The sequence below is a fragment of the Acinetobacter sp. AL9 genome (assembly GCF_041464035.1).
Lineage (GTDB): Bacteria > Pseudomonadota > Gammaproteobacteria > Pseudomonadales > Moraxellaceae > Acinetobacter > Acinetobacter towneri.
This window is the reverse complement of the sequence record NZ_JAYFSK010000014.1, coordinates 1-24,051: the sequence shown is the minus strand read 5'-3', so window position 1 is coordinate 24,051 and position 24,051 is coordinate 1. Positions and strand designations below refer to the sequence as shown.

Below are 24,051 nucleotides of genomic sequence, written 5' to 3'. Positions count from 1 at the left end.
GGAACCTTTTTCAAAAAAAAATGCCTAGTACGGCTAGGCTGGCCAATTTTGGTAAATCTGGGCCAACAGATCTGCAGCTTTTTCTTGATCTGCAAAGCTGTTATCGGCATTGAATACAGCTAGGTTGTTGCTCGAACCGACAGAGGTCAATCTTAAGACATAAATCTGTTGATCGACCTTAATGGTTGCCTCGTAACGGTTCTTACTTTGACCAACAATGCTGTAATTCAGACTGCTGAGGGTGGCAAGTGTGTATTGCCAAATTGTAGCAGAATTTCCATCAATTTTGAGCAACGGATTTTGGTTTCCGTCAACTACGGGTTGAGGACGTCCAATTTGCGTACTGTCTTGAACTGTGTTGCTGCTGGCTTGCATGGCTTCAGGACGTGGCATCGCAAAACGGTTGCCACGTGCATTTTCAAGCTTAGGTGCATTTGCCGTTGCTAAAGGGTCAACGCTTGGTGCAGGATACAACGGTGTTGCAGGTCGAACCACAGAACCTTCTGGATATTGAAGTGGTGCTAAAGTAGCGGCGTCTTTATAGTCCAATGAACCATTATTGATGGCAAGAGAACTACAACCAGCCAAACTCAATACTGAAAGTGCGGCGATAAAACCAAAACGTAATTGCATCATACTAAGCTCTTTTATTGAATGACACCCGCAGCCTGAAGGGCTTCGCGTAACGGTGCACGATATTGTTCTGCAAGCGGAGTTAATGGCAGGCGAATTCCTGTACCAATTAATCCCATTTCATGAAGTGCCCATTTCACAGGAATTGGGTTCGATTCACAAAATAGAATATTGTGTAAATTTGCAATCGCACTGTTTTGTTGCTCTGCACCTGCAGCATCACCTGCGATTGCAGCCGCGCAAACTTGGCTCATGGCTTTTGGTGCAACATTGGCAGTTACAGAAATATTGCCTTTTGCACCGTGCAGCATCAATTGATATGCCGTAGCGTCATCGCCTGAATACACCACCATGTTTTTGCCTGTTAAGCCAGCCAATAATTGCTGACCACGTGGCACATCGCCCGTTGCATCTTTTACGCCCACAATATTTGGGATGTCTGCAAGACGGATGACCGTTTCATTTGACATATCTACACCAGTACGACCCGGTACATTATATAAAATGATAGGTAAATCAACTGCTTCTGCAATTGCTTTATAGTGCTGGTATAAACCTTCCTGAGTTGGCTTATTATAATAAGGCGTTACCAATAAGGCCGCATCTGCGCCCAATTGTTGTGCTTCTTTGGTCAGTTCGATGGCTTCATGCGTTGAGTTTGCACCAGTACCAGCAATGACAGGAATACGCTTATTTGCGACGCGAATAATTTCTGCGATCACTTTGGTGTGCTCTTCCATACTTAAGGTCGATGCTTCACCAGTTGTACCTACAGCAACAATACTGTTGGTACCTTGTTCTATGTGCCACTCAACGAGCTTCTCGAGACCTTTCCAATCTACGCTGCCATCTTCTAACATTGGGGTGACAATTGCGACAATTGAGCCTTGAATGGTCTGTGCTTGCTGAGTCATTTTTTAAAAAGATCCTATTTTTCCATCCACAGAGGTGTAGAAAAGGTAGATGTGGATGGTTGCAGTATTTTGATTTGGGTCAAAATTCAATCAAATTGATTAAATAATGCTTAGCCAAATTATGACTGATTCAGTGTGTCAGAACAATATGCTTTCGTCAAAGCAATCATAAACTTTGTTTAATTTAGTATTTTAGGATCAGCAGCTTGTTGTTCAAAATAAAAAAATAATAACCATCTCCTTTGTACCCAAATTTTCATTGGTATGGCGCAACCCTCATCAGCACTTTTTTAGCCTCAAGTTTGAAATACAACGCTGAATATAGGGTCTGTTGACATTTCATAAATGGCTTGCGCTGTAGGCTAAAACTGAGCAGATCAGGCATGAAACGCAGGGAATAGCGAGACTATTGCCAAGTTTCATAACGCAATCTGAGAAAGTTTTAGCCACAGCCTTTCAGGGCGAGCATATTTTTTGCTGCTATTGCGTTATGTGCCAGTCATTTAGAATGACTAAATTTCCTGTCTCATGCCTTATATCAGCTAAAAAATCTTGCGAGATATATCTCTCACGTCGCAAACATAGATGAATTGTCAACAGACCCTAGATATTTATATAAAAAAACGCTCAATTCAGACCTTATAGCTCTTATATCTGACTGTTTTAATCGGGATATTTTGATTTTTGATTCTTAAGAATAATAGCTTTTAAGTCTACCTATGTTGTCGCTGACTTCTTAAATGGTGAGAAATCTTGCGCTGAATTTACTGCTTTAAGTGGGAAAATAGCGTGTAATTTGCCAGATTTATTGTTTTTTTCGCTATGTTTTTTTCTACATGCTGCGCAACACGTTTGCGCTGATCTGAAAAAATTCACTTTGGTCTAACACTTATTGATAGCTATTGCTGCAGTTTAAAACTGCGCAAGATGCAGGCTTTCACATGGCTATCTAATTCTAGTAGAGGGACCCAATGGATAGATCAACACAACATAGCGATCAGCGGCATGCGGTTATTACCGTCGCGATCTGCTTTTTAATTGCAGTGATTGAAGGTCTGGATATTCAGGCAGCAGGTATTGCTGCGGCAGGTATCCGTGAGCATTTTGGTTTAGACAGCTCGCAGCTTGGGGTATTTTTTAGTGCGGGTATTTTAGGTTTATTGCCAGGTGCTTTGGTTGGCGGACGTTTTGCAGACCGTATTGGTCGTAAAAAAGTATTAATCTGGTCTACAGCAGTCTTTGCTTTATTTACCTTATGTACGGTGTGGGTGAATAGCTTTGAAAGCCTATTGGCGGTGCGCTTCTTGGCAGGTGCAGGTTTAGGGGCAGCCATGCCAATTTTAATTACTTTGGCATCTGAAGCTGTTTCGCCACAAAACCGTGGTCGTGCTGTGGGCTTGATGTATTGTGGTATGCCTGTGGGTGCAGCCATTTTATCTTTAATTGCCAGTACAGATTTTGGCTCAAACTGGAAAAACATTTTCTATTTGGGTGGTTTGCTGCCATTTATTGTCATTCCATTGATGATGTGGTTATTGCCAGAATCACGTGAATTCTTAAAAGCACAAGCGGCAGGTAAAGATGTCACAGCACAAAATGCTGCGCCAAAAGCATCTTTTAAAGATTTGTTTAATTCACAAAACTTATTGCGTACCTTATTTATTTGGGTGAGTTACTTCTTTACCTTGATGGTGGTTTACATCATGTTGAGCTGGTTACCATCTTTATTTATGGAATTAGGTTTCTCGCGTAAAGAAGGCAGTACTGCACAGTTCTATTTCATGGTGAGTGCGACAGTCGGTACTGTAATTTTGGGTATGCTGACCGACCGTTGGAAAAAAGCCTACGTGATTTTATTGATGTATGGTGGTATTTTGGCAGGTTTATTTGCTCTAAATGCAGCGGGTTCACTCATGCAAATGTATATGGCTTCAGCTTTGGTCGGTGCTTTTGTGATTGGCTGTCAGGGCGTGTTATATGCTTTTGGTAGTATTGTCTACCCAACCGAAGTACGTGGTACTGGGGTCGGTGTTGCCTCTGCTGTTGGTCGTGTAGGCGCAATGCTTGGCCCTGCTATTGCAGGTCAGTTGTTGGCAGCAGGCTTTGGTGCGGCTGGGGTTATTTCAGCAGCCATTCCATGTATTATTATTTCAGCCATTTTCATGTTGTTATTGGTACGTCGTATTCAAACTGTTTAAAAGGATGAGAACAGTTGAAAGACCAAATAGCCTGCACCTGCAGGCTATTTTTTTGTATGTTGATCGCTGATTTTTGAGAGAAAATGCTCGAATGAAGTGTGACAAGTACTGTCGCAAAGCTGCCTGTTCTACTGGGTGGCAATGACGCAAGCAGGGTATAATAAGTCCTAAAAAACAGTAAATATAAGAGTATCATTTGAAGCAGAAAAAATTGATTGCAGAATTTCAGTTGGATCAACAGCAGTTTTCGCTGTATCTGATTGAATATGAATTTATTTTAGAACTGAAACGCCATTTTCGAGCAACACGGACTTCTCCAAAACAAAACGCGTGGCTGGCATTTGCCGATCAAGCTACTTATGAAGATGTCAACGCAGGTATTGATGCCTTTCAGGTGATGCGTTTAACCCGACAGCATTTGGTCAATTATTTAACTCGGCATCCACTGCCTTATTTTTATTTTCATGCCGCGACTGCACGCAAAGCCAAAATCTATCCACGTTTTGTACGGCAATTATTGTTACAGCTACCGAACTATCAACATTGTGCCGAAAACGATTCTTTTTATTTTTATCAAAGCGATACAACTCAGACTTAAATTTCAGCTATGCTGAGGGTAGCGTTTAAGATGGGAAAGGAAACAGCATGCAGCAGCTGAATAATGCCTTGATTGTGGTTGATGTGCAAAATGGTTTTTGTCCAGGAGGTAATTTGGCGGTTGCAAATGCCGATCAAATTATTCCCTGCATTAATGCGTTGGGACGTGTGTTTCAGAACATTGTGATCACCCAAGACTGGCATCCTGCAACGCATGTGTCCTTTGCTGCCAACCATGCAGGCAAACAGGACTATGAGCAGATTCAGCTCAGTTATGGCGAGCAAGTGTTGTGGCCTGTGCATTGTGTGCAAGGCACAGCTGATGCTGAATTACACCCAGATTTAGATTTGCCTACAGCACAATTGATTATACGCAAAGGTTTTCACGAGCAAATAGACAGTTATTCTGCCTTTATGGAAGCAGACCGCAAAACCACCACAGGCTTGGCGGCCTATTTAAAAGCCCGTGAAATTGATACGGTTTATATTGTGGGCATTGCCACCGACTTTTGTGTGGCGTGGACGGCAATAGATGCCTGTGAGTTGGGTTTTAGCACCTATGTGATTGAAGATGCCACCAAAGCGATTGATTTAAATGGCTCTTTAGAACAAGCATGGCAACAGATGTTGGCACAAGGAGTACAGCGAGTACAAAGTCAGCACTTACTTGGCTAAAACTAGATAACGAACTGGCCGCGAAAGGGAAGGGCGAAATCTTCCTTTTTGCTATAAAAATAGATTAAATGTAAAATAAAATAAATAAAAATCAATTTTTTACATATACCCAATTTTGACGAAATGTTCTGCGATTGATTGTGGGTGTAACATGATTGTCATAATCTCTACCTACCATGCCTTGCACAGAGGCGAAATAAGCAGACTGTCTTAAAAACAGCATAGAGAAGATATGGAACACTTTCAGCATTCATCTGATACTTATTTTAATCGTGAACTCTCTTTAATTGAGTTTAACCGTCGGGTCTTGGCGCAAGCTTTAGACCCAGAGTTACCTATTTTAGAGCGACTCAATTTTTTAATTATTTTTTCACGTAATTTAGATGAGTTTTTTGAAATTCGCGTTGCAGGTTTAATGAAGCAACTCGATTTGAATGCCATTACCCGTACCCCAGATGCCATTCCGACTGAACAGGTCTTGGTAGAACTGTCTGATAAAGTGCATCAGGCGGTGAAGCAGCAATACGACACTTTAAATTATGCCATTTTGCCGCAGCTGCAAAGTTTAGGGATTCACTTTATTCAATACCATGACATTGTGGATAAACATAAAGCGTGGATTGCCGATTATTTTGCCCGTCAGGTACAGCCTGTTTTAACGCCAATTAGCCTAGACCCATCGCATCCATTTCCGCGTTTGGTCAATAAAAGTCTGAACTTTATTGTCAGTTTACAAGGCAAAGATGCTTTTGGACGTGAAATTGAAATGGCGATTGTGCCTGCGCCACGCTCTTTGCCACGTTTAATCAATTTGCCAAAAGAAGTGGCAGGTAGTGCGACTGAACATATTTTCTTGACTGCGATTATTCAGCAGCATATCAATGATCTGTTCCCAGGCATGAAAGCCACAGGTTGCTATGCGTTTCGAGTGACCCGCAATGCCGACCTGATTTTGGCCGAAGATGTCGATGATTTGGCAGTTGCCTTAAAAGATGAATTATCGTCACGTCGTTTTGGGCGTGCGGTACGTTTAGAAATTGAAGATGATTGCCCGCAAGATATTATTGATTATTTGCTCAGAGAGTTTGATTTAGATGAGCAGCAATTATATCGGATTAGCGGGCCGATTAACCTGTCGCGTCTGACCAGTAGTTTTGACCGACCTGAATTGAAATATCCACCTTTTGCACCTGTGATTCCAAAAATATTTCGGAAGCAAAAACCGATGTTTGAGATTCTGAAAAAGCAGGATGTGTTGCTACATCACCCATTTGACTCTTTTCAGCCGGTGATTAATTTACTCAAAGAAGCGGCGAAAGACCCAAATGTGTTGGCGATTAAGCAAACGCTGTATCGTAGTGGCCCAGATTCTGAAATTGTGCAGGTACTTGCAGAAGCCGCACGTAATGGCAAAGAAGTCACTGCCGTGATCGAGCTACGCGCACGTTTTGATGAAGAATCCAACATTATGGTCGCCAACGTCTTGCAAGAGGCAGGCGCAGTGGTGGTGTATGGCATTGTCGGCTATAAAACCCATGCCAAAATGATTTTGATTGTGCGTCGTGAGCAAGATCAGTTGGTGCGCTATGTGCATTTGGGTACAGGCAACTATCATGCGGGCAATGCACGTATGTACACCGACTATGGTTTGATGACCACACATCCTGATATTTGTGAAGATGTGCATCGGGTGTTTCAGGAACTCACAGGCATGGGCAGATCGGCAAAATTAAAAAACTTGCTGCATGCACCATTTACCTTGCACAGTGAATTGCTCAAACTGATTGAACAAGAAATCGGGTTTGCACAAGCAGGCAAAGCTGCCCGAATTATCATTAAAGTCAATGCATTGACTGAGCCTGAGTTAATTACGGCTTTGTACCGTGCTTCGCAGGCAGGGGTACAGGTCGATTTAATTATCCGCTCGATTTGTTGTTTGATTCCAAAAGTGAAAGGTATGTCTGAGCGTATTCATGTCCGTTCGATTGTGGGACGCTTTTTGGAGCATACCCGCGTGTATTATTTTGAGCATGGTGGTGCAAAAAAATTGTACTGCGCCAGCGCAGACTGGATGGGGCGCAACTTATTTTCACGGGTGGAAACTTGCTTCCCTATTTTGGATGAGAAAATTAAACAGCGTATTGTAGAAGATGGCTTGCTGAGTTATTTGCATGACAATCAAAATGCGTGGGAGCTACAAGCCAATGGCGAATGGCAGAAAGCTGCTGTGGTGGGGCAGGCTGCTGTACACAATGCGCAAATGTATTTGGTCGAGCAGAAGCAGTTGAATGTGTAAATTGGGCTGCAGTAAATGGATGTGATCTAGCATCTGTGAGTATAAAAAACCTGAGTATGTGTGCATACTCAGGTTTTTATGCTTTTAAGGCATCTCATGGATTATTTTAAGAAGCTCTTGAATGTTTGCCTTTTAGAATTTCAGTTCGCAGGCTTTGCGCCAACTCAGCCGATTGGCTGTCCATGCCATTAACCATAAAGGCATGGCGCATCAGCACATTGGTCGGATTTGGCATACTCACCAATTCATAATGCGTAGACAGTTCATCTAGTAATTCATTCGGTAAATGCACTGCATTTTCACGAGCAGATAATTGATGCACCAAACGCTCTGCTGCCTGCACTGCAGATAACTGCATGGCTTCGACTGCGGTTGATAAACCACTGCGAGTTTGCAACACAAAACGCTTTTCTTCACGATAACGCTTATACAGCACTTCAGACAATAACTGGAACACCGTGCCAATCATGGCCATACAGGCTGCTGCATTTGGTGTATTGGCTGCAATACTGAGTGTTGCGCCATCTTCATGGAATGGTTGTACTGTTTGAATGTCGGAACGGTTTAACTTGTAGTGTTGTACGCACAGTTCAATGCTTTTGTTCAGGAAAATCTGACATAAGCTAAAATAAGGCACAGACACACTTTGCGTGACCGTGTCTAATAATTGTTTCGGGTCATAAAACTGAATATTCAGCGCAATGTTGTTTTGCTCTTGGCTTTGCTCAATGGCTTTGTTTGCTTTAGGCGACATCACAGGTTTAGGCTGTTGCTGTGCCTGCGCAAGTGCCAAAGCCGTTTGATGTTTTTCTTGTTCAAGGGCTTGCGTCAATAATTGTAATTCGTGTTTAAGGCGAGATTCATTATTAATGCGTGCTAAATATTCACTACGACTTGGACGGGCAATCGCGCGATAAGCCAACCATAACAAGCCATGAACCAATAATGATAAAAGTGTCGCTAACCATTGGGTACGCAGAATTTCACCAATACTTGGCTGAATTAAGGTAATTTCAATGCTGCCGACTTTCTTTTCATTGATGATTGCATCGCGGACAAAGACTTCACCTTCACGGGTACGTGACTGTCCACCTGTCGCCAAGACCTGATTTTGCGCATCTAAAATACGAATAGAAGCAATGCTTGGATTGGTGGCATAACGATTCACCAATAATGCCAGTGATACTGTATTGGCAGGTTCCAGCTCAGAAAGGCTGTCTGTGACCAGTTGGCTGGTCATTAACTGCCCCTGATTGGCGCGGTTTTCATTTAATTGGTGTGTTGTTGCAAGCACCAATAAAAAGGTGTGAAAAGCAAAACTTACAATCAATAGGCTAGCAAATAGCCCTTGTCTAGGCGCATTCAAGGTAAAACTTCCAAGGCATTTATATTCAATTTAGATTATGATTCTCACAATAGTTGTAGCTCAGACCCGAGTCAATTCATGCGAGAAATCATTCTTATATCATTTTTAGGACCTGACCAACCTAATCAGTTTACTCGATTAATGCAGGTATTGTCCGCTCATTCCTTACAAATCTTAGATGTTGGCCAAGCTGTTATTCATAATCAACTGACTTTAGGTATTGTTGTTGCATCAGAAGACCAGACTGCAACTGCTTTAGCCATGAAGGAGATTCTGATTTTAGCACATGATATTGGCTTAACTGTGCGTTTTAAACCAATCTCTGCAACTGAATATGAGCAATGGGTCAAAGAAGGCGGTCGTACCCGTTATATCGTGACTGCACTGGCACCAGAGCTGAATGCCTCACATTTACAGGCGGTCACGCATATTGTATCTAGCCAAGGTTTTAACATTGAAACTGTAACCCGTTTGTCGGGTCGCCCACAGCTTAATGTAGCCGAAGATGAACCTAAACGTGCTTGCATTCAGTTTGGATTAAGTGGACAAATGCTAGATGCAGTTGCCATGCGTGCTGCGTGTTTAAGCCTGTCGAATGAACTGAGTGTGGATGTCGCGGTACAAGAAGACAATGCCTACCGTCGTAACCGCCGTTTGGTGTGTTTTGACATGGACTCAACGCTCATTGAACAAGAAGTGATTGATGAGTTGGCGATTGAGGCAGGTGTGGGCGATCAGGTGGCGGACATTACCGAACGTGCCATGCAGGGTGAACTGGATTTTCAGCAAAGTTTCCGCGCGCGCGTAGCATTGCTCAAAGGTTTAGATGCTGCTGTGTTGCCTAAAATTGCCGAACGTCTGACCGTGACCGAAGGTGCTGAACGCCTGATTTCAACCCTGAAATCTTTGGGTTATCGCACCGCTATTTTGTCGGGCGGTTTCCAATATTTCGCAGAATATCTGCAGGAAAAATTGGGGATTGATGAAGTGCATGCCAACATTCTAGATGTGGAAAATGGCATGGTTACAGGCGAAGTAAAAGGTCACATTGTGGATGGTGCGCGTAAGGCATTATTGCTACGTGAACTGGCAGACAAAATGGGGATTTCTTTGGAACAAGCCATTGCGGTGGGTGATGGTGCGAACGACTTACCAATGCTTTCTATTGCAGGTTTAGGTGTGGCGTTCCGTGCTAAACCGTTGGTACGTCAAAACGCCAATCAAGCCATTTCAAGCGTGGGCTTAGATGGTGTGCTGTACTTATTGGGCGTGCATGACAAAGACTTGAACCGTGCCTAATATGACAATTCAATGAAAAAAACGCAGCAGTCATGCTGCGTTTTTTGTTTGTATAATCAGCAGATAACGATGAACGGTAAACAAAAACTGTCGATAAAAACCGCAACAGCATTGAATGAAAAAAATATTTTTTAAGGCAAAAAAATAAGGTGTTTTTTTGTAATGACACGCGAATAAAGAGCTAGCTTAGCTTCCCGAAAACTACAAAATTTAAAAAATGTAATGACAATATAATATTGCGACAAGGTGTGTCGCTTTATAAAAATACAAGTCTTTTTTTATCTAGAAAACGCAGCATAATGCAGACATAGAATTTAAATCGACATCCATTATTTATTTAAACGGTATTTGAAGTCGCAGACCAATTCAAAAAGAGGCTGCATCTTTAGACGGAGGTTTTTATGCTAACAGCGAATTTAGCGACCATTGTAGGCTTAAGCCTCGTCGCAGCTGCGTTGATTGCTGTTTTCTTTTCGCCTTATCGTCGCTGGTTAAACTTTATGTTGGCAGGTATGGTGTTTTGGGGTTTATTGGAAGTGGTGCGCTACAGTGTGCAAAGCGTATTTGAACTGCCAATTACCTACAGTTACTTGTCGGCAATTTTCTTGGCGATGACTTTGGTGACTTTATTATTATTACGAGAAGACCGTCGGGCAGAGCGTGCTTTGGCAAAACGTCGCTATATCGAACATACCCCAGTCTATGAAGACGATCAGCAGCAGTGCTCAAGCCGCTAAATCGTACAGACTAAATTCAAAAACTTTAAAAAGATGCAACTGGTTTGCATCTTTTTTGCTTTATCTGTACGGCAGTTTGCGCCATCCAAACAGCGACAAAATTTTAACACCCTCCTAAAGATTGTTATACAAAGCCTTGCAGCAAAAAGCGGGAGTTGTGATAGGATGAGTCTGTTCATTATCCAACAATTACAATAGGCTTCACTGTCATGAAACTTTCTGCAATTCCTGTGGTCAAACTTCCTTTGGTTGATGTCAGCACCGATCCACTTGACCTTCTCGTGGCAGGTTTGGCATTGCGTATGAAACAACTGGCACGTACCAGTCCAAAATTTATTGAGTTGGTGCATGAACGCCAGTTCCGTATTCAAATTGGCACAGACTTGGGTATGGCGCGTCAAATTATTGTCAACAATGGACATATTGACACTGTGGCAGGCGATGCAGAAAAAGCTGATTTTATTTTGCAGTTTGCAGACAGCGAGCAAGGCGTAAAAACCTTAATGAAAGGTGATCCAACTGCATTTATGACAGGCATGCAAAATGGCAGCATTAAAATGGAAGGTGATTTTGGCTTATTGGTGTGGTTTAACCAAGCAGCGAAATTGATTCCACCTAAACTACCAAAACCTGTAAAAGAAAAAATTAAAATGGCACGCCAGTTTATTAAACAAAAAACGGGTAAATAAGCTGCTCAGACCCAAACAAAAACCTCTGATCAATTTTTGACAGAGGTTTTTTTATATGTGATTTACTCGACTTCCAAACAAAAAGTCACAGGCCCGTCATTTACCAAATGCACTTTCATATCGGCAGAGAAAATACCTGTTTCCACCCTGTCAAACTGACTTTTGGCATAGTCCACCAATTGTTCATACAGCGCTTTGGCATCGTTTGGGGGCATCGCAGGGCCAAAATCAGGACGTAAACCTTTTTGAGTCTGTGCCATGAGGGTAAATTGTGAAACCAATAACACACTGCCATTGGCCTGACTGACATTCCAACCCATTTTGCCTTGTTCATCATCAAAAAAACGATATTTTAAAATTTTATCAATCAGCTTTTTGCCTTTCTCAAAATTATCGTCTTTGCCTAAGCCCAAAAATACCAAAATACCCTGTTGAATCTCGCCAGTGATTTCACCATCGACCACGACTTTGGCTTCAAGAACTCGTTGTAATAATGCGCGCATGGGGGACTAATTTTCTCAGTGTGGGGGATGGCTGCAGATTGTAGCAAACTTAGGCACTTTGGCGTGCATTAACATCAATCACGAAAGCATCAGAACGGTAGCTGCCCGCAGAGAGGTAAAATATCTTGGGAAGGCTACACTTCAGCAAAGTTGTAACAAGATTGTCGATAAAAGCCCTTTTTTGCTGAATAAAGTATGCTTTAATGCAAGAAGTACCGCGAAATGATGATCCCTATGCCCCCCATTATTCAATCTCTGCTCGATACTGATTTATATAAATTCACCATGTTACAGGTGGTGCTGCATAAATTTCCGCAAACGCACAGTGTGTATCAATTCCGCTGCCGTAATCTTGAAGATACCGCGTATCCACTGAGCGATATTTTAGCTGAGTTGAATGCGCAGCTTGATCATTTGTGTCAGTTGAAATTTAAAGAAGATGAATTGCAGTATTTGCGTAATTTACGCTTTATTAAAAGTGACTTTGTCGATTATTTAGAATTATTTCAGCTCAAGCGTCGTTTTATTCACGCCAGTATTGATGCGCAAGGTCGTTTGGATATTCGGGTAGAAGGCCCGATGGTACAGGCCATGATGTTCGAGATTTTTGTCCTGGCAATTGTCAATGAACTGTATTTTCAGCGCATCCGTAATGATGAGATTTGGGCAGAAGGTGAGCGCCGTTTACAGCAAAAAATTGCCCTGATTCAAAGTTACCAACAGCAGCAACTGCCTGAAGATCCACCATTTTTGGTTTCAGATTTTGGTACGCGCCGCCGTTATAGTTTTGCATGGCAAAAGCACGTGATTGCGGCTTTTCATCAAGCTGTACCTGAAGTGTTTCGTGGTACTAGTAATGTACTGTTGGCTAAAGAATTAGGCATTACCCCAATTGGGACAATGGCACATGAGTTTTTACAGGCATTTCAGGCGCTAGATGTACGTTTACGTGACTTCCAAAAAGCCGCACTAGAAACTTGGGTGCAAGAATATCGGGGTGATTTAGGCATTGCCTTGACTGATGTGGTCGGAATGGATGCCTTCTTACGTGATTTTGATCTGTATTTTGCCAAGTTGTTTGATGGCTTACGACATGACAGTGGCGACCCGTATGTGTGGGGCGATAAAGCTTATGCACACTATAAAAAGTTGAAAATTGACAGTAAAACTAAAATGCTGACCTTCAGTGATGGCTTAAATGTCGAAAAAGCGTGGGCTTTGCATCAGTATTTTAAAGACCGTTTTCAGGTTAGTTTTGGGATTGGTACCAACTTAACCAATGATATGGGGCAAACTGCGCTGAATATTGTGTTGAAATTGGTGGAATGTAATGGTCAGTCGGTGGCGAAATTATCTGATAGTCCGGGTAAAACCATGACCGATAATGACACCTTCTTGGCATATTTACGCCAAGTTTTTGAAATACAAACGCCTGTTTAAAACCTGAGCTACTTGAAAAAGCCGAAGAAAATCTTCGGTTTTTTTCTAGATTAAAGCATGTGATTGTTAAAATTCTGCGAAATTTATGAAAAAAACAGCATGCCATCAAAAATGACCTATACTAAGTTAAAGTTGATTGCCAAACAGACTGAACCGCATAAAAATGAGCACTTCTCCATTCAATTTTGGACTGCTGATTGAAGCAGAAGATTTAGTTCCCTTTTTAGGGCATGAAAAATTGCGCATTGTCGATTTGAGCCGCAATTCGGTGTACGAGCAATTGCATCTTCCGCATGCTTTGCAGGTCAAACCGAGCATGTTGCTACGTCAGGATGAAGATACGTCGGGTCTATTGCCTGAACCCGAGGCTTTACAAGACTTGATTCAGTATTTGAATATTTCTCCTGAACATCATGTGGTCGCCTATGACGATGAAGGCGGCGCATGGGCAGGGCGTCTGATTTGGAATTTGCACTGCTTAGGTTTTGAAAATACCAGTTTACTGAATGGTGGGATTCACGCATGGTTGGTAGCAGGTTTTCCAACCACTTCTGAGGTTGAACCACTAACACCCGTCAGCACGCTTGTTTCTGTTGTTGAGCAAAATCAGTATCGAATTCAATATGATGAGCTATTAGAAAAGTGCCAAAACCAGTCGGTGCAACTTTGGGATTGCCGCACCACAGATGAATATACAGGGCTGCGTTTGGCTGCACGACGCGGCGGTCACATTCCGGGGGCATTGCATTTTGAATGGAGTACTGCCCTTAATCGTGAAAATCATTTAAAATTGCATCCCTTAGAACGCACACGACAGCGTCTGGAACAACTCGGATTCAATTTAAACGAACCTGTAGTGGTGTATTGTCAGTCACATCACCGTTCAGGTTTGGCCTACATTTTAGGGCGTTTATTGGGTTGGAAAATTCAGGCCTATGATGGTGCGTGGAGTGAATGGGGCAACCGCCCTGACAGTCCTGTTATTACTGGAGAGTTGCCGTCTTGAGCCTCACATCACGTTTAAAAAAACAAATTTTCATTCAGGCACAACGCGTTGTGCCACAACATCAATTGTCACGTGTTGTGGGTAAACTTGCAGCCAGTGAGCATCCTGTGCTCAAAAATGCGGTCATCACTGCATTCAAGGCGCAATACGGCATTGATATGTCTTTGGCAGAGCAAAGCAATGCCTTGAAATATAAAACTTTTAATGAATTTTTTACCCGTTCTTTAAAGCAGGGTGTGCGGGAAATTGACAGCAATCCGAATAGCATTGTTTCGCCTGCAGATGGGGCAATTTCGCAGCTAGGTAAAATTGAAGATGGGGCAATTTTTCAGGCCAAAGGTCAGCAATTTACTGTTGAAAACTTAATTGCCGACCCGCAATTGGCTGAACCATTTAAAAATGGTCAGTTTGCAACCGTGTATTTATCTCCGCGCGATTATCACCGTGTACACATGCCTTTTGCAGGTACGCTCACCGAAACCTTATATGTGCCGGGCGAGTTGTTTTCTGTCAATCAAACCACAGCCGAAAATATTCCGGGTTTATTTGCCCGCAATGAGCGCATGGTGTGTTTGTTTGATACCGAACTGGGGCGTATGGCGGTTGTTTTGGTGGGTGCCATGATTGTAGCGGGTATTGAAACCGTGGCGACAGGTAAAGTGAAACCATCAGGGCGTTTGGAGCTGAATCAGCACCAATTATTCCTTGAAAAAGGTGCGGAATTAGGACGTTTTTATTTGGGTTCAACCGCAATTGTTTTGTTTGAAGAAAATAAAATGCAGTGGGATGCTGAATTCAAAGCCAATTCTGTGGTGGAGATGGGGAAAGCCTTGGGACATATCGTTTCTACTGAATAAAATATGTAAATAAAGAAATAAAAAACGCCAAAGTAATTTGGCGTTTTTTTTGTTTTTAAATCTGTAATCTGTTGGATGCAGTATCCAAATCAGCGCTTAGGTTTCGTAATACAAACGCTCTTTTGGGAACACGACTTTAAATATAGAGCCTTGATTTTCTTTAGATTCGACTTCTAAGTGTGCATTGTGCTGCATCAAAACGTGCTTCACAATGGCTAAACCTAAACCAGTACCACCTGTTTGTCGGCTACGTGCGCTGTCTACACGATAAAAGCGTTCGGTTAAGCGTGGTAAGTGTTTCGGATCAATCCCGATGCCTGTATCTTCCACAGTAAAATAACCTTGATTGCCATCATCATGCCAGCCAATGGTAATCGTCCCGCCTTTCGGGGTGTATTTAATTGCGTTAGTGATCAGGTTGCTAAAAGCACTGGCCAGTTCTACGTCTGAACCAATCAGATCATAATGACTGTCAATATTTAAGTTGAGCGTATGTCCATAATCGACGTTATAGGCATGTGCATCATCAAATAATTGATTCATTAAACTTGGCATTTCAATGATTTGATTTTTGGCGATGGTTTTTTCATTTTCTAGACGCGACAGCAGCAGCAGGTCATTTACCAAAGCGTTCATGCGTCGGGTTTGTGACTGCATTTGCTCAAAAGCACGTTTCCAGCGTGGGTTAATATCTTCCTGATCGGTAAAGGTTTCGATATAACCACTCAGCACCGTTAGCGGGGTGCGTAATTCGTGTGAAATATTATCCACGAAGTCTTTACGCATTTGTTCTAGGTTATGCATACGTGTCATGTCGTAAGCAAATAACAAACGGCTATCGCCACCAAACTGAGTCATTTTGACTTGCACATATTGCCCTTCATGCACGCTAGATTTCATTTTTAAACCGTCGGGTGCTTGGTCAATATGATTAAAATATTCAATAAAACTAGGTTGGCGCAAAATAGTGAGGATGTTGCGTCCACGGTCTAAAGGCTGAATACCCAATAGCTTTTCAGCAGCAGGGTTCCACCATTCAATTTGATGATTTTCATCAATCAGCATCACGGCTTCATCCAACGCCACCAATGAAGACTGGGCGCGATCAATCAACCCGACCATTTCGGCCTGAACGATACGTTCCTGACGTTGTGAGCGATAAACATTGAACAGTAATGCACCCCAAATACCATGCAGATTTGGCGGCACATCATAAGGACGATTGGAAATCCAATCATTAACTAAATAGAGGGAGCGCATTTGCTGAAGAAAAAACAGCAAAAAGGCGAGGCTAATACAAATCCAAAAATACCCAATCCCAAAACCAATCAAGCTTGCAATAATTAGGAAAAAGGCCAATAAACGAAAATCTTGTTTGGCAAAAGTCCATAAACTGCTGTAACGAACTTGTTTGAGGTCACGGGCGAGTTCAGGGACTGGGTAAGGTTCGTACATAAAATAATTTTAGCCTAAAGCAACATCCGCACGTGTCGAGAAGCGATAGCCTGTACCACGTACCGTTTGTACAAAACGGTCTACGCCATACGGTTCTAAAACTTTACGTAAACGACGAATATGCACATCAATAGTTCGGTCTTCAATATATACATTGCCGCCCCAGACTTGGTCAAGCAATTGCGCTCGGGTGTAAGCGCGCTCTGGGTGCGTCATAAAGAACGCCAATAGACGATATTCGGTTGGGCCCATTTCTAAAATATTGTCACCAAAACTGACACGCTGGCTGACTGGGTCCAAAATTAAACCGTTGGCATCAATAGTTTTTTCACCGCTTAAGGCATTGGCACGACGTAAGACCGCTTTAATACGTGACACCAGTTCACGGGTCGAGAACGGCTTAGTCATGTAGTCGTCCGCGCCAGCATCTAAACCTTGAACTTTGTGATCTTCTTCGCCACGTGCAGTGAGCATAATCACAGGAATTTCAGCAAGGTTGTCATCGCGTTTTAGGCGACGGCACAAGTCTACACCGCTGACACCGCCTGGCATCATCCAATCAAGCAAGATAAGCGCTGGACGTTGATCGACAATCATCTGATGAGCTTGTTTTGCATCTTCTGCTTGTAAGCACTGAAAGCCTGCCATATCTAAAGAGGTATGGATCATCTCCCGAATTGGAAGTTCGTCATCGACGATTAAAATGTAGTCATCTTTCACAACGCAATATCCTATAGATGTTAACGGTGGACCGTTTTATTTATGACAGGCTTATTACAAAGATTAATTATGACAGTATCATTGCAGAAAGGGCTGAATGGGCTATTTTTGCAATAATTTGTGACAAAATAGTGTCGATTTGATGAAAAAACTGAACAGATTCAGTCAAAGTAAATAGGGTCTGCTGACACTTCGTCTATGTTTGCGACGACGCATATTTTTAGCTGATATAAGGCATGAGGCAGGAAATTTAGTTATTCTAAGTGACTGACTCATAAAGCAATAGCGGCAAAAAAATATGCTCGTTCCGAAGGACTGTAGCTAAAACTTTCTCAGATTGCGTTATGAAACTTGGCAATAGACCCACTATTCCCTGCGTTTCATGCCTGATCTGCTCAGTTTTAGCCTACAGCGCAAGCCATTTATGAAATGTCAGCAGACCCCTCTGAATTTGAAAAATATTATGAATATTTTTCGATTTTATGACAATGTCGAAGAATCTTTCACAAAAGCTTGCTCTTTTTCCGAAAAGGTCTGTAATAACGATAAAAATACAATACGGCAAGAAGACAAGACATCTTCCATGGATTGTTTGAAATCGCTCATCACCCAGCGAATCGCAATTTGGGTGACATAACCATTTAAGCCTGTCGCTACCAGTGAAATTTCTCGGTTGGGGCGGTCTAAATGCGGCATCATCAGCATGACAAAGGCCTGAATCATGCGGTCAAAACGCGACATAGTTTCGTGAATGGTGGCTTGGTTATGTAGTTCTTGCACCAGCATGGCATCAATATAAATAATACGTGCCATTTGCGGGTTATTTTTTAGCGTGGTCAGTAAAGCAGTCAGTCCTGCATCAATCATTTTTTTAGGATCAGCCGAGGCTTGCATAATGGCTTGCATGACATTTTGCTGTAATTCATCAATCAATTTTAAAAAAATGGTCTGAAACAGTTCTTCGCTTTTTTTAAAGGATTCGTAGAAATAGCGCTCGGTTAGTTTGGCTTCGGTACAAATATCTTTTACGGTCACGGCAAAAAAACCATGCGTGCCATAGGCTTGAATACCTGCCTCAATCAGTTTTTCACGACGCGCCTGTTTGCGCTCAGTTAAAGACAAGCCTTTAAACTGACGTTCTTTTTGTTGTTTCTGGGTGGTTTTTTCTGTTTCTGCAGTCACGGGCAGTTGTTCTGTCATGTTCAGTTAAGCCAAATAAGAACCGTAATTAGGCTTTATACTAGCAATAATTATCTGTTAAACCTATGTTTTCAGATTCATTTGCGATATTCGTACTGGCTTATATTGACAATACTTATTGTCAAAATTATATTTAAACCACAGCGCATCGCACAGCCCTACAAAACAACAAGCAGGTCTGAACTGTGCACGCCACATACTCAAGGAAATCACATGAAAAATTTTAAAAATAAAGTTGCCGCAATTACAGGCGCAGGCTCGGGTATTGGGCAGCAATTGGCTGTTCTATTGGCGAAGCAAGGCTGTCATTTATCGCTCAGTGATGTGAATGAACAAGGTTTGGCGCAAACAGTGGATTTGCTCAAAGACAGTAATGTGCGCGTGACCATTAAAAAGGTGGATGTTTCTAAATTAGAACAAATGCGCGAATGGGCAGCTGAAACTGTGCGAGACCACGGCTCGGTCAATATGATTTTTAATAATGCAGGCGTGGCGTTGGGTTCTACCGTAGAAGGTGCAAGTTACGAAGAGTTGGAGTGGATTGTTGGTATTAATTTCTGGGGTGTGGTCTATGGCACCAAAGAATTTTTGCCTTTAATCAAACAAACGGGAGATGGTCATATCATTAACATTTCCAGTTTATTTGGTTTAACTGCACAGCCAACGCAGTCGGCTTATAACGCAACCAAATTTGCGGTGCGCGGTTTTACCGAGTCTTTGCGTCAGGAATTGGATTTGGAAAATTGTGGTGTGAGTGCGTTGAGCGTGCATCCAGGCGGGATTCGTACCAATATTGCCAACAATGCTAAAATGAACGACAGCATGCGCACTTTGGGCATGAATCCTGAAAAATCGGCACGTGCTTTTAATAAATTATTGCGTTGCCCGCCTGAAGAAGCGGCGCGCCAAATTTTAGAAGCGGTACAAAAAGACAAGCGCCGTTTATTGATTGGTAATGATGCCAAAACTTTGGATTTAATCCAGCGTATTGTTCCAACGGGTTATCAGAAAGTTACCGCATGGGCGACTAAGTTGGGCAAGAAACGCGGTTAATCTAACTTACAAATATAACAGACCATTCAGACCAAAACCTGAATGGTTTTTTTCTTCCAGACAAATTGATAATACGCACCTTGACCGATGCACAGACTCACAAATGCCAAGGCATAGGCATACCAAATTCCTTGCAAACCCCACCACTGACTGAAGAAATAAGCACACGGTACTTCAATTAAAACAATCGCTAAAATATTGATGATCATTGGAACATTGACCGTGCCACTGGCGCGCATAATGGAGGCAAAAATTGCACTGGCACCAAAAAATAAAATGGCCCATAACACAATAAATAAGAGCTGCTGACCCAGTACCACCACCGCAGGATCGGTAATAAACAACGCCATCAGATATTTAGAAAATAAATAACCCAAGGTGACTAAAATACCTGTAATCAGCAAATTCATGCCTAAGGCTGTACGGGTCACTTTAGCCAGTAATTCGGCTTTGCCTGCACCAATGGCTTGTGCAGCAAAAATTGAAGCGGCAATTGCAATAGATAGCGCAGGAAATTGAATATAGTTCAACACCTGATTAACTGCGCCATAGGCGGCAGTGGCCTCAGCACCATGCCGATTGACCAAACCGACAATCACCAAACCTGCCATAGAGGTAGTGACCATTTGTAAGCCTGTGGGAATCCCTAAGCGTAAAATCACCTTGCTTAAATTGGGTTGATGCCGAATTTGACGTAGTAGATGCACATCCATTTTTAAGGGATGATTCTTTTTATTCAGGTAAATCACCAAAAAAATTAAAATAGCCAGATAGCCCAGAATGGTGGCAATTGCAGGGGCAATAATGCCCAAGCGAGGAAAGCCAAAATAACCTGCAATCAGGATGGGGGTAATCACCAATCCCATTAAACTAGTCAAACTCAGGGCAATGAGTGGCGTAAGGCTATCGCCCACTCCACGTAAAATAGAGGTATAAATAATATAAACAAACAGCAGTGGGCTGCCTGCCAACATCCATTGCACATACGGCAGGGATAGATGCATCACTTTAGGGTCTGTGCCTAATAATATTAAAATTTGTTCGGCAAAAATCACCCCCAAACAGGCAATGAAACTGCCGCCAATTAGGGTCATAAATAAAGTCGAACCGACAATACAACGCACTTTTTCGACATTTTGTGCGCCCCACGCTTGCCCGACCAACACGGTCGATCCTGCCGAAAGCCCAATCACAAAGGCCATCAGGCAAAAAATAATGGGAAAAAATACCGACACCGCAGCAATGGCTTCCACACCGAGCATTTGCCCGACAAAAATCGTGTTAATGGTGCCCGAAAGATTTTGCAAAATATTGGTGGCAATCAGTGGCAATAGAAACACCAAAAAGGTTTTCCAAAGCTGAGGGTGATCGACCAGTGCCTGAGGTCTTGCCATGCCAAATCCTGCGCTTCAATATGCGGTTGTTTGAAATTTCACCCTAGCATGATTTGGTCATAAAAAGCCTTAGCTTTTCAGTAACTCAGTGACATTTCAGTGGAGCTTCATCGCTTAAATTGCCGATAAAATTTCACCTGCACGCAACAGGGTTTCGGTTTTTTTAGCAAAGCAGAAACGGATTAAACGTAAATCATCGGGTGGGGTTTGATAAAATGCAGACACAGGAATACCGACAATGCCGTGCTGCTCGGCTAGAAAATGGCACATATCGACAGCATTTAAGCCGGGACGGATATTGCTGTAATCTAAATTTTGAAAATAAGTGCCTTGTGCAGGGCTGAATTGAAAGCGTGAATTGGCAATGCCTTGATTAAACAAATCACGTTTGTCCTGATAAAACTTTGCCAGTTCTGCAATATGTTCAGGGTGCTGCTGCATATAATTTGCCAAAGCCACTTGCACAGCGCTAACTCCGCAGAAATTAATAAATTGATAGGCTTGGCGAAAGAGCTGCATTAAGGCAGGTGCAGCCGCACAGTAGCCTGTTTTCCAGCCTGTGACATGAAAAGTTTTACCAAAGGAACCCACGACAAAACTGCGTTCCCTAAGCTCAGGAAAAGACAGTGCAGAGCGGTGTTGATGCGCATCAAAGACCAAATGTTCATAGACTTCATCGGACAGCACCACAATATTATGTTCCTGAATAACATCAATTAAATGCAGCCAATCTTGCGCTGACCATACTGTGCCTGTGGGGTTATGTGGTGTGTTGATGATGATCATGCGGGTTTTGGCATGAATCGCATCTTTGACCATATTCCAGTCCACCTGAAAATGTGGAGCCTGCAGCGGAATATGAACGGCTTTTGCACCCAACAATTTTACACAGGGTGCATAACTGTCATAACTTGGATCAAAAATAATGACTTCATCGCCTGCCTGCAGCACGGTTTGCATGATGCTAAAAATAGCCAGTGTTGCCCCTGGGGTGATGGTAATTTCACTGATCGGGTCAAGCATTAGCTGATCACGCTGTAAAAATTGCTGTGCCAGTTGTTCGCGTAGTGGCAAGTAACCATCGCCCGAAGGATATTGATTGAAGCCTGCGTGTGTGGCTTGGCTTAAAGCATCCAGTAATGCTGCAGGTGGGGGAAAGTCGGGAAAACCCTGCGATAAATTTAAGGCATTCAGTTGTTGTGCCAAGTTAGACATGGTACTAAAAATACTCAGACCTTGAGCAGGCAGTTTCGCGTGAATATCGAGCATAGTGGGGTTCTGGTTGTGGCAGCAGCTTGTTTTACATCGTAGCGTTTTCAGGGGGGAATGCAAATGGGGTAAAGGGTGATGATGTGGCTTGAATAGATCGTTCGAGGCGTTATTTTTGATTGAACACCTCAAGATCGACTTATCAAAAAAATTTCATCTCAAATCAACTCCACCAATGCCCGAATAATCCCCAATCCCAGACCAATAAATGCACCTACCACTACACCATTGACCCGAATCATGTGTAAATCACCACCGACTTCGTTTTCAATTTTGCCAATCATTTCGCGCGAGTCCCATTCATGAATGCGCTCACTAATAAAGCGAATCACTTTTTCACTATATTGATCTGACAAGTTCACCGCAATCGTACTCATTTTTTCATTCAGTAATTGACGTACTGCGGTATTGGCAATGATATTTTCACCGACTTGCTGAATGGCAATACGCAGGTTTTGCGCAATTCCCGAATCAGATTTTTGTAAATCTTCCTTAATCGCATTGCAGAGAATCACCACTGCACCACTAATAAAATTCAAGACTTGCGGACTGTCTAATAGGGCATTTTTAGTGTCATTTAGACGTAGACTGGCACTGCTGTTGTTATCTGCCAGTTGTAACATCAGTTGTTGCCCAGCATCTTCAATTTTTTGTCGCCAAGGATGTTCAGGGTCTGCCAACATAGATTCGACCCGTTGCAGTAAAGAATCTATGGTGCGTTGCTGCACATCAATTCCAATCCAGCTCGCACCTTTGGCCAGTTTCCACACGCCAAGCTCTTTAAACAATTGACGGGTCAATTCACGGCTTTTTTCAGGATGTTTCAGCATCCAGTCATGGGCAAGGTCTAAACCGCGTTGCAGCACATCCTGATGAAAGTCATTTTCCAAAACCGCACGCAGCATTTCACTGGCCAAGTGGTTGACCTGCGTGTTGCGAACCCATTGCACACTGTTGCTTTGAATAAAGCGCCCAATTTGTTCTTGCCCGACAAATTCAAAAATTTTCGGTACAGTCTGCTGAATGACTTGGGTCACTTGCGCATTATTTTGTGGATTCGCCAACCATTTGCCCACGGATAAAGATAAGTCAGTGCTGTGCAGGCTTTTTTGTACCACTTGGGGCGATAAAAAGTTTTCCTGTACGAAACGCCCCATCGACTCGGCAATACGGTCTTTGTTGCGTGGAATAATTTCGGTGTGATCACGTAAGAATTTAGGAATTGGCATTTTGCCAAAAGGATTGCGAAACAGCACCGTAATCGCATACCAGTCTGCCAGACCACCGACCACGCCTGCTTCGGCAGACAGCATTAGTATGTGAATCAACCACGTATATTCAGGCAGTAATTTTGCGGTCAGCATTAATGCCAGCCATGCCAGCACGGCAATCACTAAAGCAATGGTGGCAAAGCGTTTACTGCGTTGCAGGCTCGGAGAGCTATGCTGCGAGCTGCTCGCTAAAGTGTGGTCAGACGCTGTATTCATGCAGGCATCCTTATCTCATTAGGGCGCGGCAGGGGCAGAGGTTGGTGGGGGTAATGGTTGTCCTGTGGGACTTAAACCATATTTTGCCCCCAGTGATTGTAAAATTAGGCTCGCATCAAAGGCATCTTCAGGTGCAGATTTTTGATCTTTAAAACACTGAATGGTGTAAGACACTTGAGTCGGATCGAGGGTCACCACTTGCGGCATATCATAGAATGGGTCAGGCCAGAATGGTGCGCGACGATGATAATATCCATACGGCG

General features: G+C 42.8%; 21 protein-coding genes and 1 pseudogene. 11 read left to right on the top strand and 11 right to left on the bottom strand.

Annotated features, from left to right (window positions below):
• Positions 1–33: 33 nt before the first annotated feature.
• Both ACEO2X_RS05105 and dapA read right to left on the bottom strand, forming a co-directional pair.
• On the bottom strand, positions 34–633 hold the full coding sequence (locus ACEO2X_RS05105) for a hypothetical protein (protein WP_026438344.1): 600 nt from the start codon (positions 631–633) through the stop codon (positions 34–36).
• A gap of 14 nt (positions 634–647) precedes the next feature.
• Positions 648–1,547 carry a 4-hydroxy-tetrahydrodipicolinate synthase gene (gene dapA, locus ACEO2X_RS05100; RefSeq protein WP_131261232.1) on the bottom strand — a complete coding sequence of 300 codons (900 nt, stop codon included), beginning with the start codon at positions 1,545–1,547 and terminating at the stop codon, positions 648–650.
• A 971-nt stretch (positions 1,548–2,518) separates the two neighbouring features.
• On the opposite strand from dapA, the gene mhpT reads away from it, so the two are divergent.
• From mhpT to ppk1, 4 genes are all read left to right on the top strand, one after another.
• Positions 2,519–3,745 (top strand): 3-(3-hydroxy-phenyl)propionate transporter MhpT, encoded by a 1,227-nt coding sequence (gene mhpT / locus ACEO2X_RS05095; RefSeq protein WP_131261231.1) that lies wholly within the window; start codon positions 2,519–2,521, stop codon positions 3,743–3,745.
• Between the two features lie 196 nt (positions 3,746–3,941).
• Positions 3,942–4,343, top strand: a complete 402-nt coding sequence (locus ACEO2X_RS05090) for a hypothetical protein (RefSeq protein WP_131261230.1) — start codon at positions 3,942–3,944, stop codon at positions 4,341–4,343.
• Positions 4,344–4,390: 47 nt separating this feature from the next.
• The gene (gene pncA / locus ACEO2X_RS05085; RefSeq protein WP_104852749.1) at positions 4,391–5,017 is read left to right on the top strand and encodes a bifunctional nicotinamidase/pyrazinamidase; all 627 of its coding nucleotides are present in this window, start codon (positions 4,391–4,393) and stop codon (positions 5,015–5,017) included.
• A gap of 232 nt (positions 5,018–5,249) precedes the next feature.
• Entirely contained in the window at positions 5,250–7,313 is a 2,064-nt protein-coding gene (gene ppk1, locus ACEO2X_RS05080; protein WP_131261229.1) for a polyphosphate kinase 1, read from the top strand.
• A gap of 106 nt (positions 7,314–7,419) precedes the next feature.
• On the opposite strand, the gene ACEO2X_RS05075 is transcribed toward ppk1, so the two are convergent.
• On the bottom strand, positions 7,420–8,679 hold the full coding sequence (locus ACEO2X_RS05075; RefSeq protein WP_004974135.1) for a hypothetical protein: 1,260 nt from the start codon (positions 8,677–8,679) through the stop codon (positions 7,420–7,422).
• 78 nt (positions 8,680–8,757) lie between these two features.
• Here ACEO2X_RS05075 and serB point away from each other — a divergent pair, with 78 nt between their 5' ends.
• The 3 genes from serB to ACEO2X_RS05060 all read left to right on the top strand — a co-directional run bounded on the left by serB (position 8,758) and on the right by ACEO2X_RS05060 (position 11,404).
• A complete protein-coding gene (gene serB, locus ACEO2X_RS05070; RefSeq protein ID WP_004974136.1) occupies positions 8,758–9,978 on the top strand; it encodes a phosphoserine phosphatase SerB in 1,221 nt (406 codons plus the stop codon).
• 401 nt (positions 9,979–10,379) lie between these two features.
• Complete coding sequence (gene aciT, locus ACEO2X_RS05065) at positions 10,380–10,715, top strand: ciprofloxacin tolerance protein AciT (RefSeq protein WP_004974137.1); 336 nt, start codon at positions 10,380–10,382, stop codon at positions 10,713–10,715.
• Positions 10,716–10,924: 209 nt separating this feature from the next.
• Complete coding sequence (locus ACEO2X_RS05060) at positions 10,925–11,404, top strand: hypothetical protein (protein ID WP_004974140.1); 480 nt, start codon at positions 10,925–10,927, stop codon at positions 11,402–11,404.
• Between the two features lie 62 nt (positions 11,405–11,466).
• Here the strand turns inward: ACEO2X_RS05060 and dtd are convergent, their stop codons facing one another.
• Complete coding sequence (gene dtd / locus ACEO2X_RS05055) at positions 11,467–11,907, bottom strand: D-aminoacyl-tRNA deacylase (RefSeq protein WP_004974142.1); 441 nt, start codon at positions 11,905–11,907, stop codon at positions 11,467–11,469.
• A 234-nt stretch (positions 11,908–12,141) separates the two neighbouring features.
• Here dtd and pncB point away from each other — a divergent pair, with 234 nt between their 5' ends.
• From pncB to asd, 3 genes are all read left to right on the top strand, one after another.
• Positions 12,142–13,347 (top strand): nicotinate phosphoribosyltransferase, encoded by a 1,206-nt coding sequence (gene pncB, locus ACEO2X_RS05050; protein WP_371971155.1) that lies wholly within the window; start codon positions 12,142–12,144, stop codon positions 13,345–13,347.
• A 163-nt stretch (positions 13,348–13,510) separates the two neighbouring features.
• On the top strand, positions 13,511–14,353 hold the full coding sequence (locus ACEO2X_RS05045; protein WP_371971154.1) for a sulfurtransferase: 843 nt from the start codon (positions 13,511–13,513) through the stop codon (positions 14,351–14,353).
• Complete coding sequence (gene asd, locus ACEO2X_RS05040; RefSeq protein ID WP_371971153.1) at positions 14,350–15,210, top strand: archaetidylserine decarboxylase; 861 nt, start codon at positions 14,350–14,352, stop codon at positions 15,208–15,210. Before ACEO2X_RS05045 ends, asd begins: the two co-directional genes overlap by 4 nt.
• A 96-nt stretch (positions 15,211–15,306) precedes the next feature.
• On the opposite strand, the gene phoR is transcribed toward asd, so the two are convergent.
• From phoR to ACEO2X_RS05025, 3 genes are all read right to left on the bottom strand, one after another.
• Entirely contained in the window at positions 15,307–16,665 is a 1,359-nt protein-coding gene (phoR, locus tag ACEO2X_RS05035; protein WP_178867065.1) for a phosphate regulon sensor histidine kinase PhoR, read from the bottom strand.
• Positions 16,666–16,674: 9 nt separating this feature from the next.
• The gene (gene phoB, locus ACEO2X_RS05030; protein ID WP_004974162.1) at positions 16,675–17,385 is read right to left on the bottom strand and encodes a phosphate regulon transcriptional regulator PhoB; all 711 of its coding nucleotides are present in this window, start codon (positions 17,383–17,385) and stop codon (positions 16,675–16,677) included.
• Between the two features lie 480 nt (positions 17,386–17,865).
• The gene (locus tag ACEO2X_RS05025; protein ID WP_004974164.1) at positions 17,866–18,585 is read right to left on the bottom strand and encodes a TetR/AcrR family transcriptional regulator; all 720 of its coding nucleotides are present in this window, start codon (positions 18,583–18,585) and stop codon (positions 17,866–17,868) included.
• Between the two features lie 213 nt (positions 18,586–18,798).
• On the opposite strand from ACEO2X_RS05025, the gene ACEO2X_RS05020 reads away from it, so the two are divergent.
• Positions 18,799–19,638 (top strand): SDR family oxidoreductase, encoded by an 840-nt coding sequence (locus ACEO2X_RS05020; protein WP_096901500.1) that lies wholly within the window; start codon positions 18,799–18,801, stop codon positions 19,636–19,638.
• 26 nt (positions 19,639–19,664) lie between these two features.
• Here the strand turns inward: ACEO2X_RS05020 and ACEO2X_RS05015 are convergent, their stop codons facing one another.
• The 4 genes and pseudogenes from ACEO2X_RS05015 to ACEO2X_RS05000 form a co-directional block, all read right to left on the bottom strand.
• Entirely contained in the window at positions 19,665–21,032 is a 1,368-nt protein-coding gene (locus ACEO2X_RS05015; RefSeq protein ID WP_131261225.1) for an MATE family efflux transporter, read from the bottom strand.
• 114 nt (positions 21,033–21,146) lie between these two features.
• Entirely contained in the window at positions 21,147–22,301 is a 1,155-nt protein-coding gene (locus tag ACEO2X_RS05010; protein ID WP_371971152.1) for a methionine aminotransferase, read from the bottom strand.
• 158 nt (positions 22,302–22,459) lie between these two features.
• On the bottom strand, positions 22,460–23,788 hold the full coding sequence (locus tag ACEO2X_RS05005) for a DUF445 domain-containing protein (RefSeq protein ID WP_180038027.1): 1,329 nt from the start codon (positions 23,786–23,788) through the stop codon (positions 22,460–22,462).
• Positions 23,789–23,806: 18 nt separating this feature from the next.
• Positions 23,807–24,051, bottom strand: a pseudogene (locus tag ACEO2X_RS05000) (hypothetical protein); the annotation flags it as partial.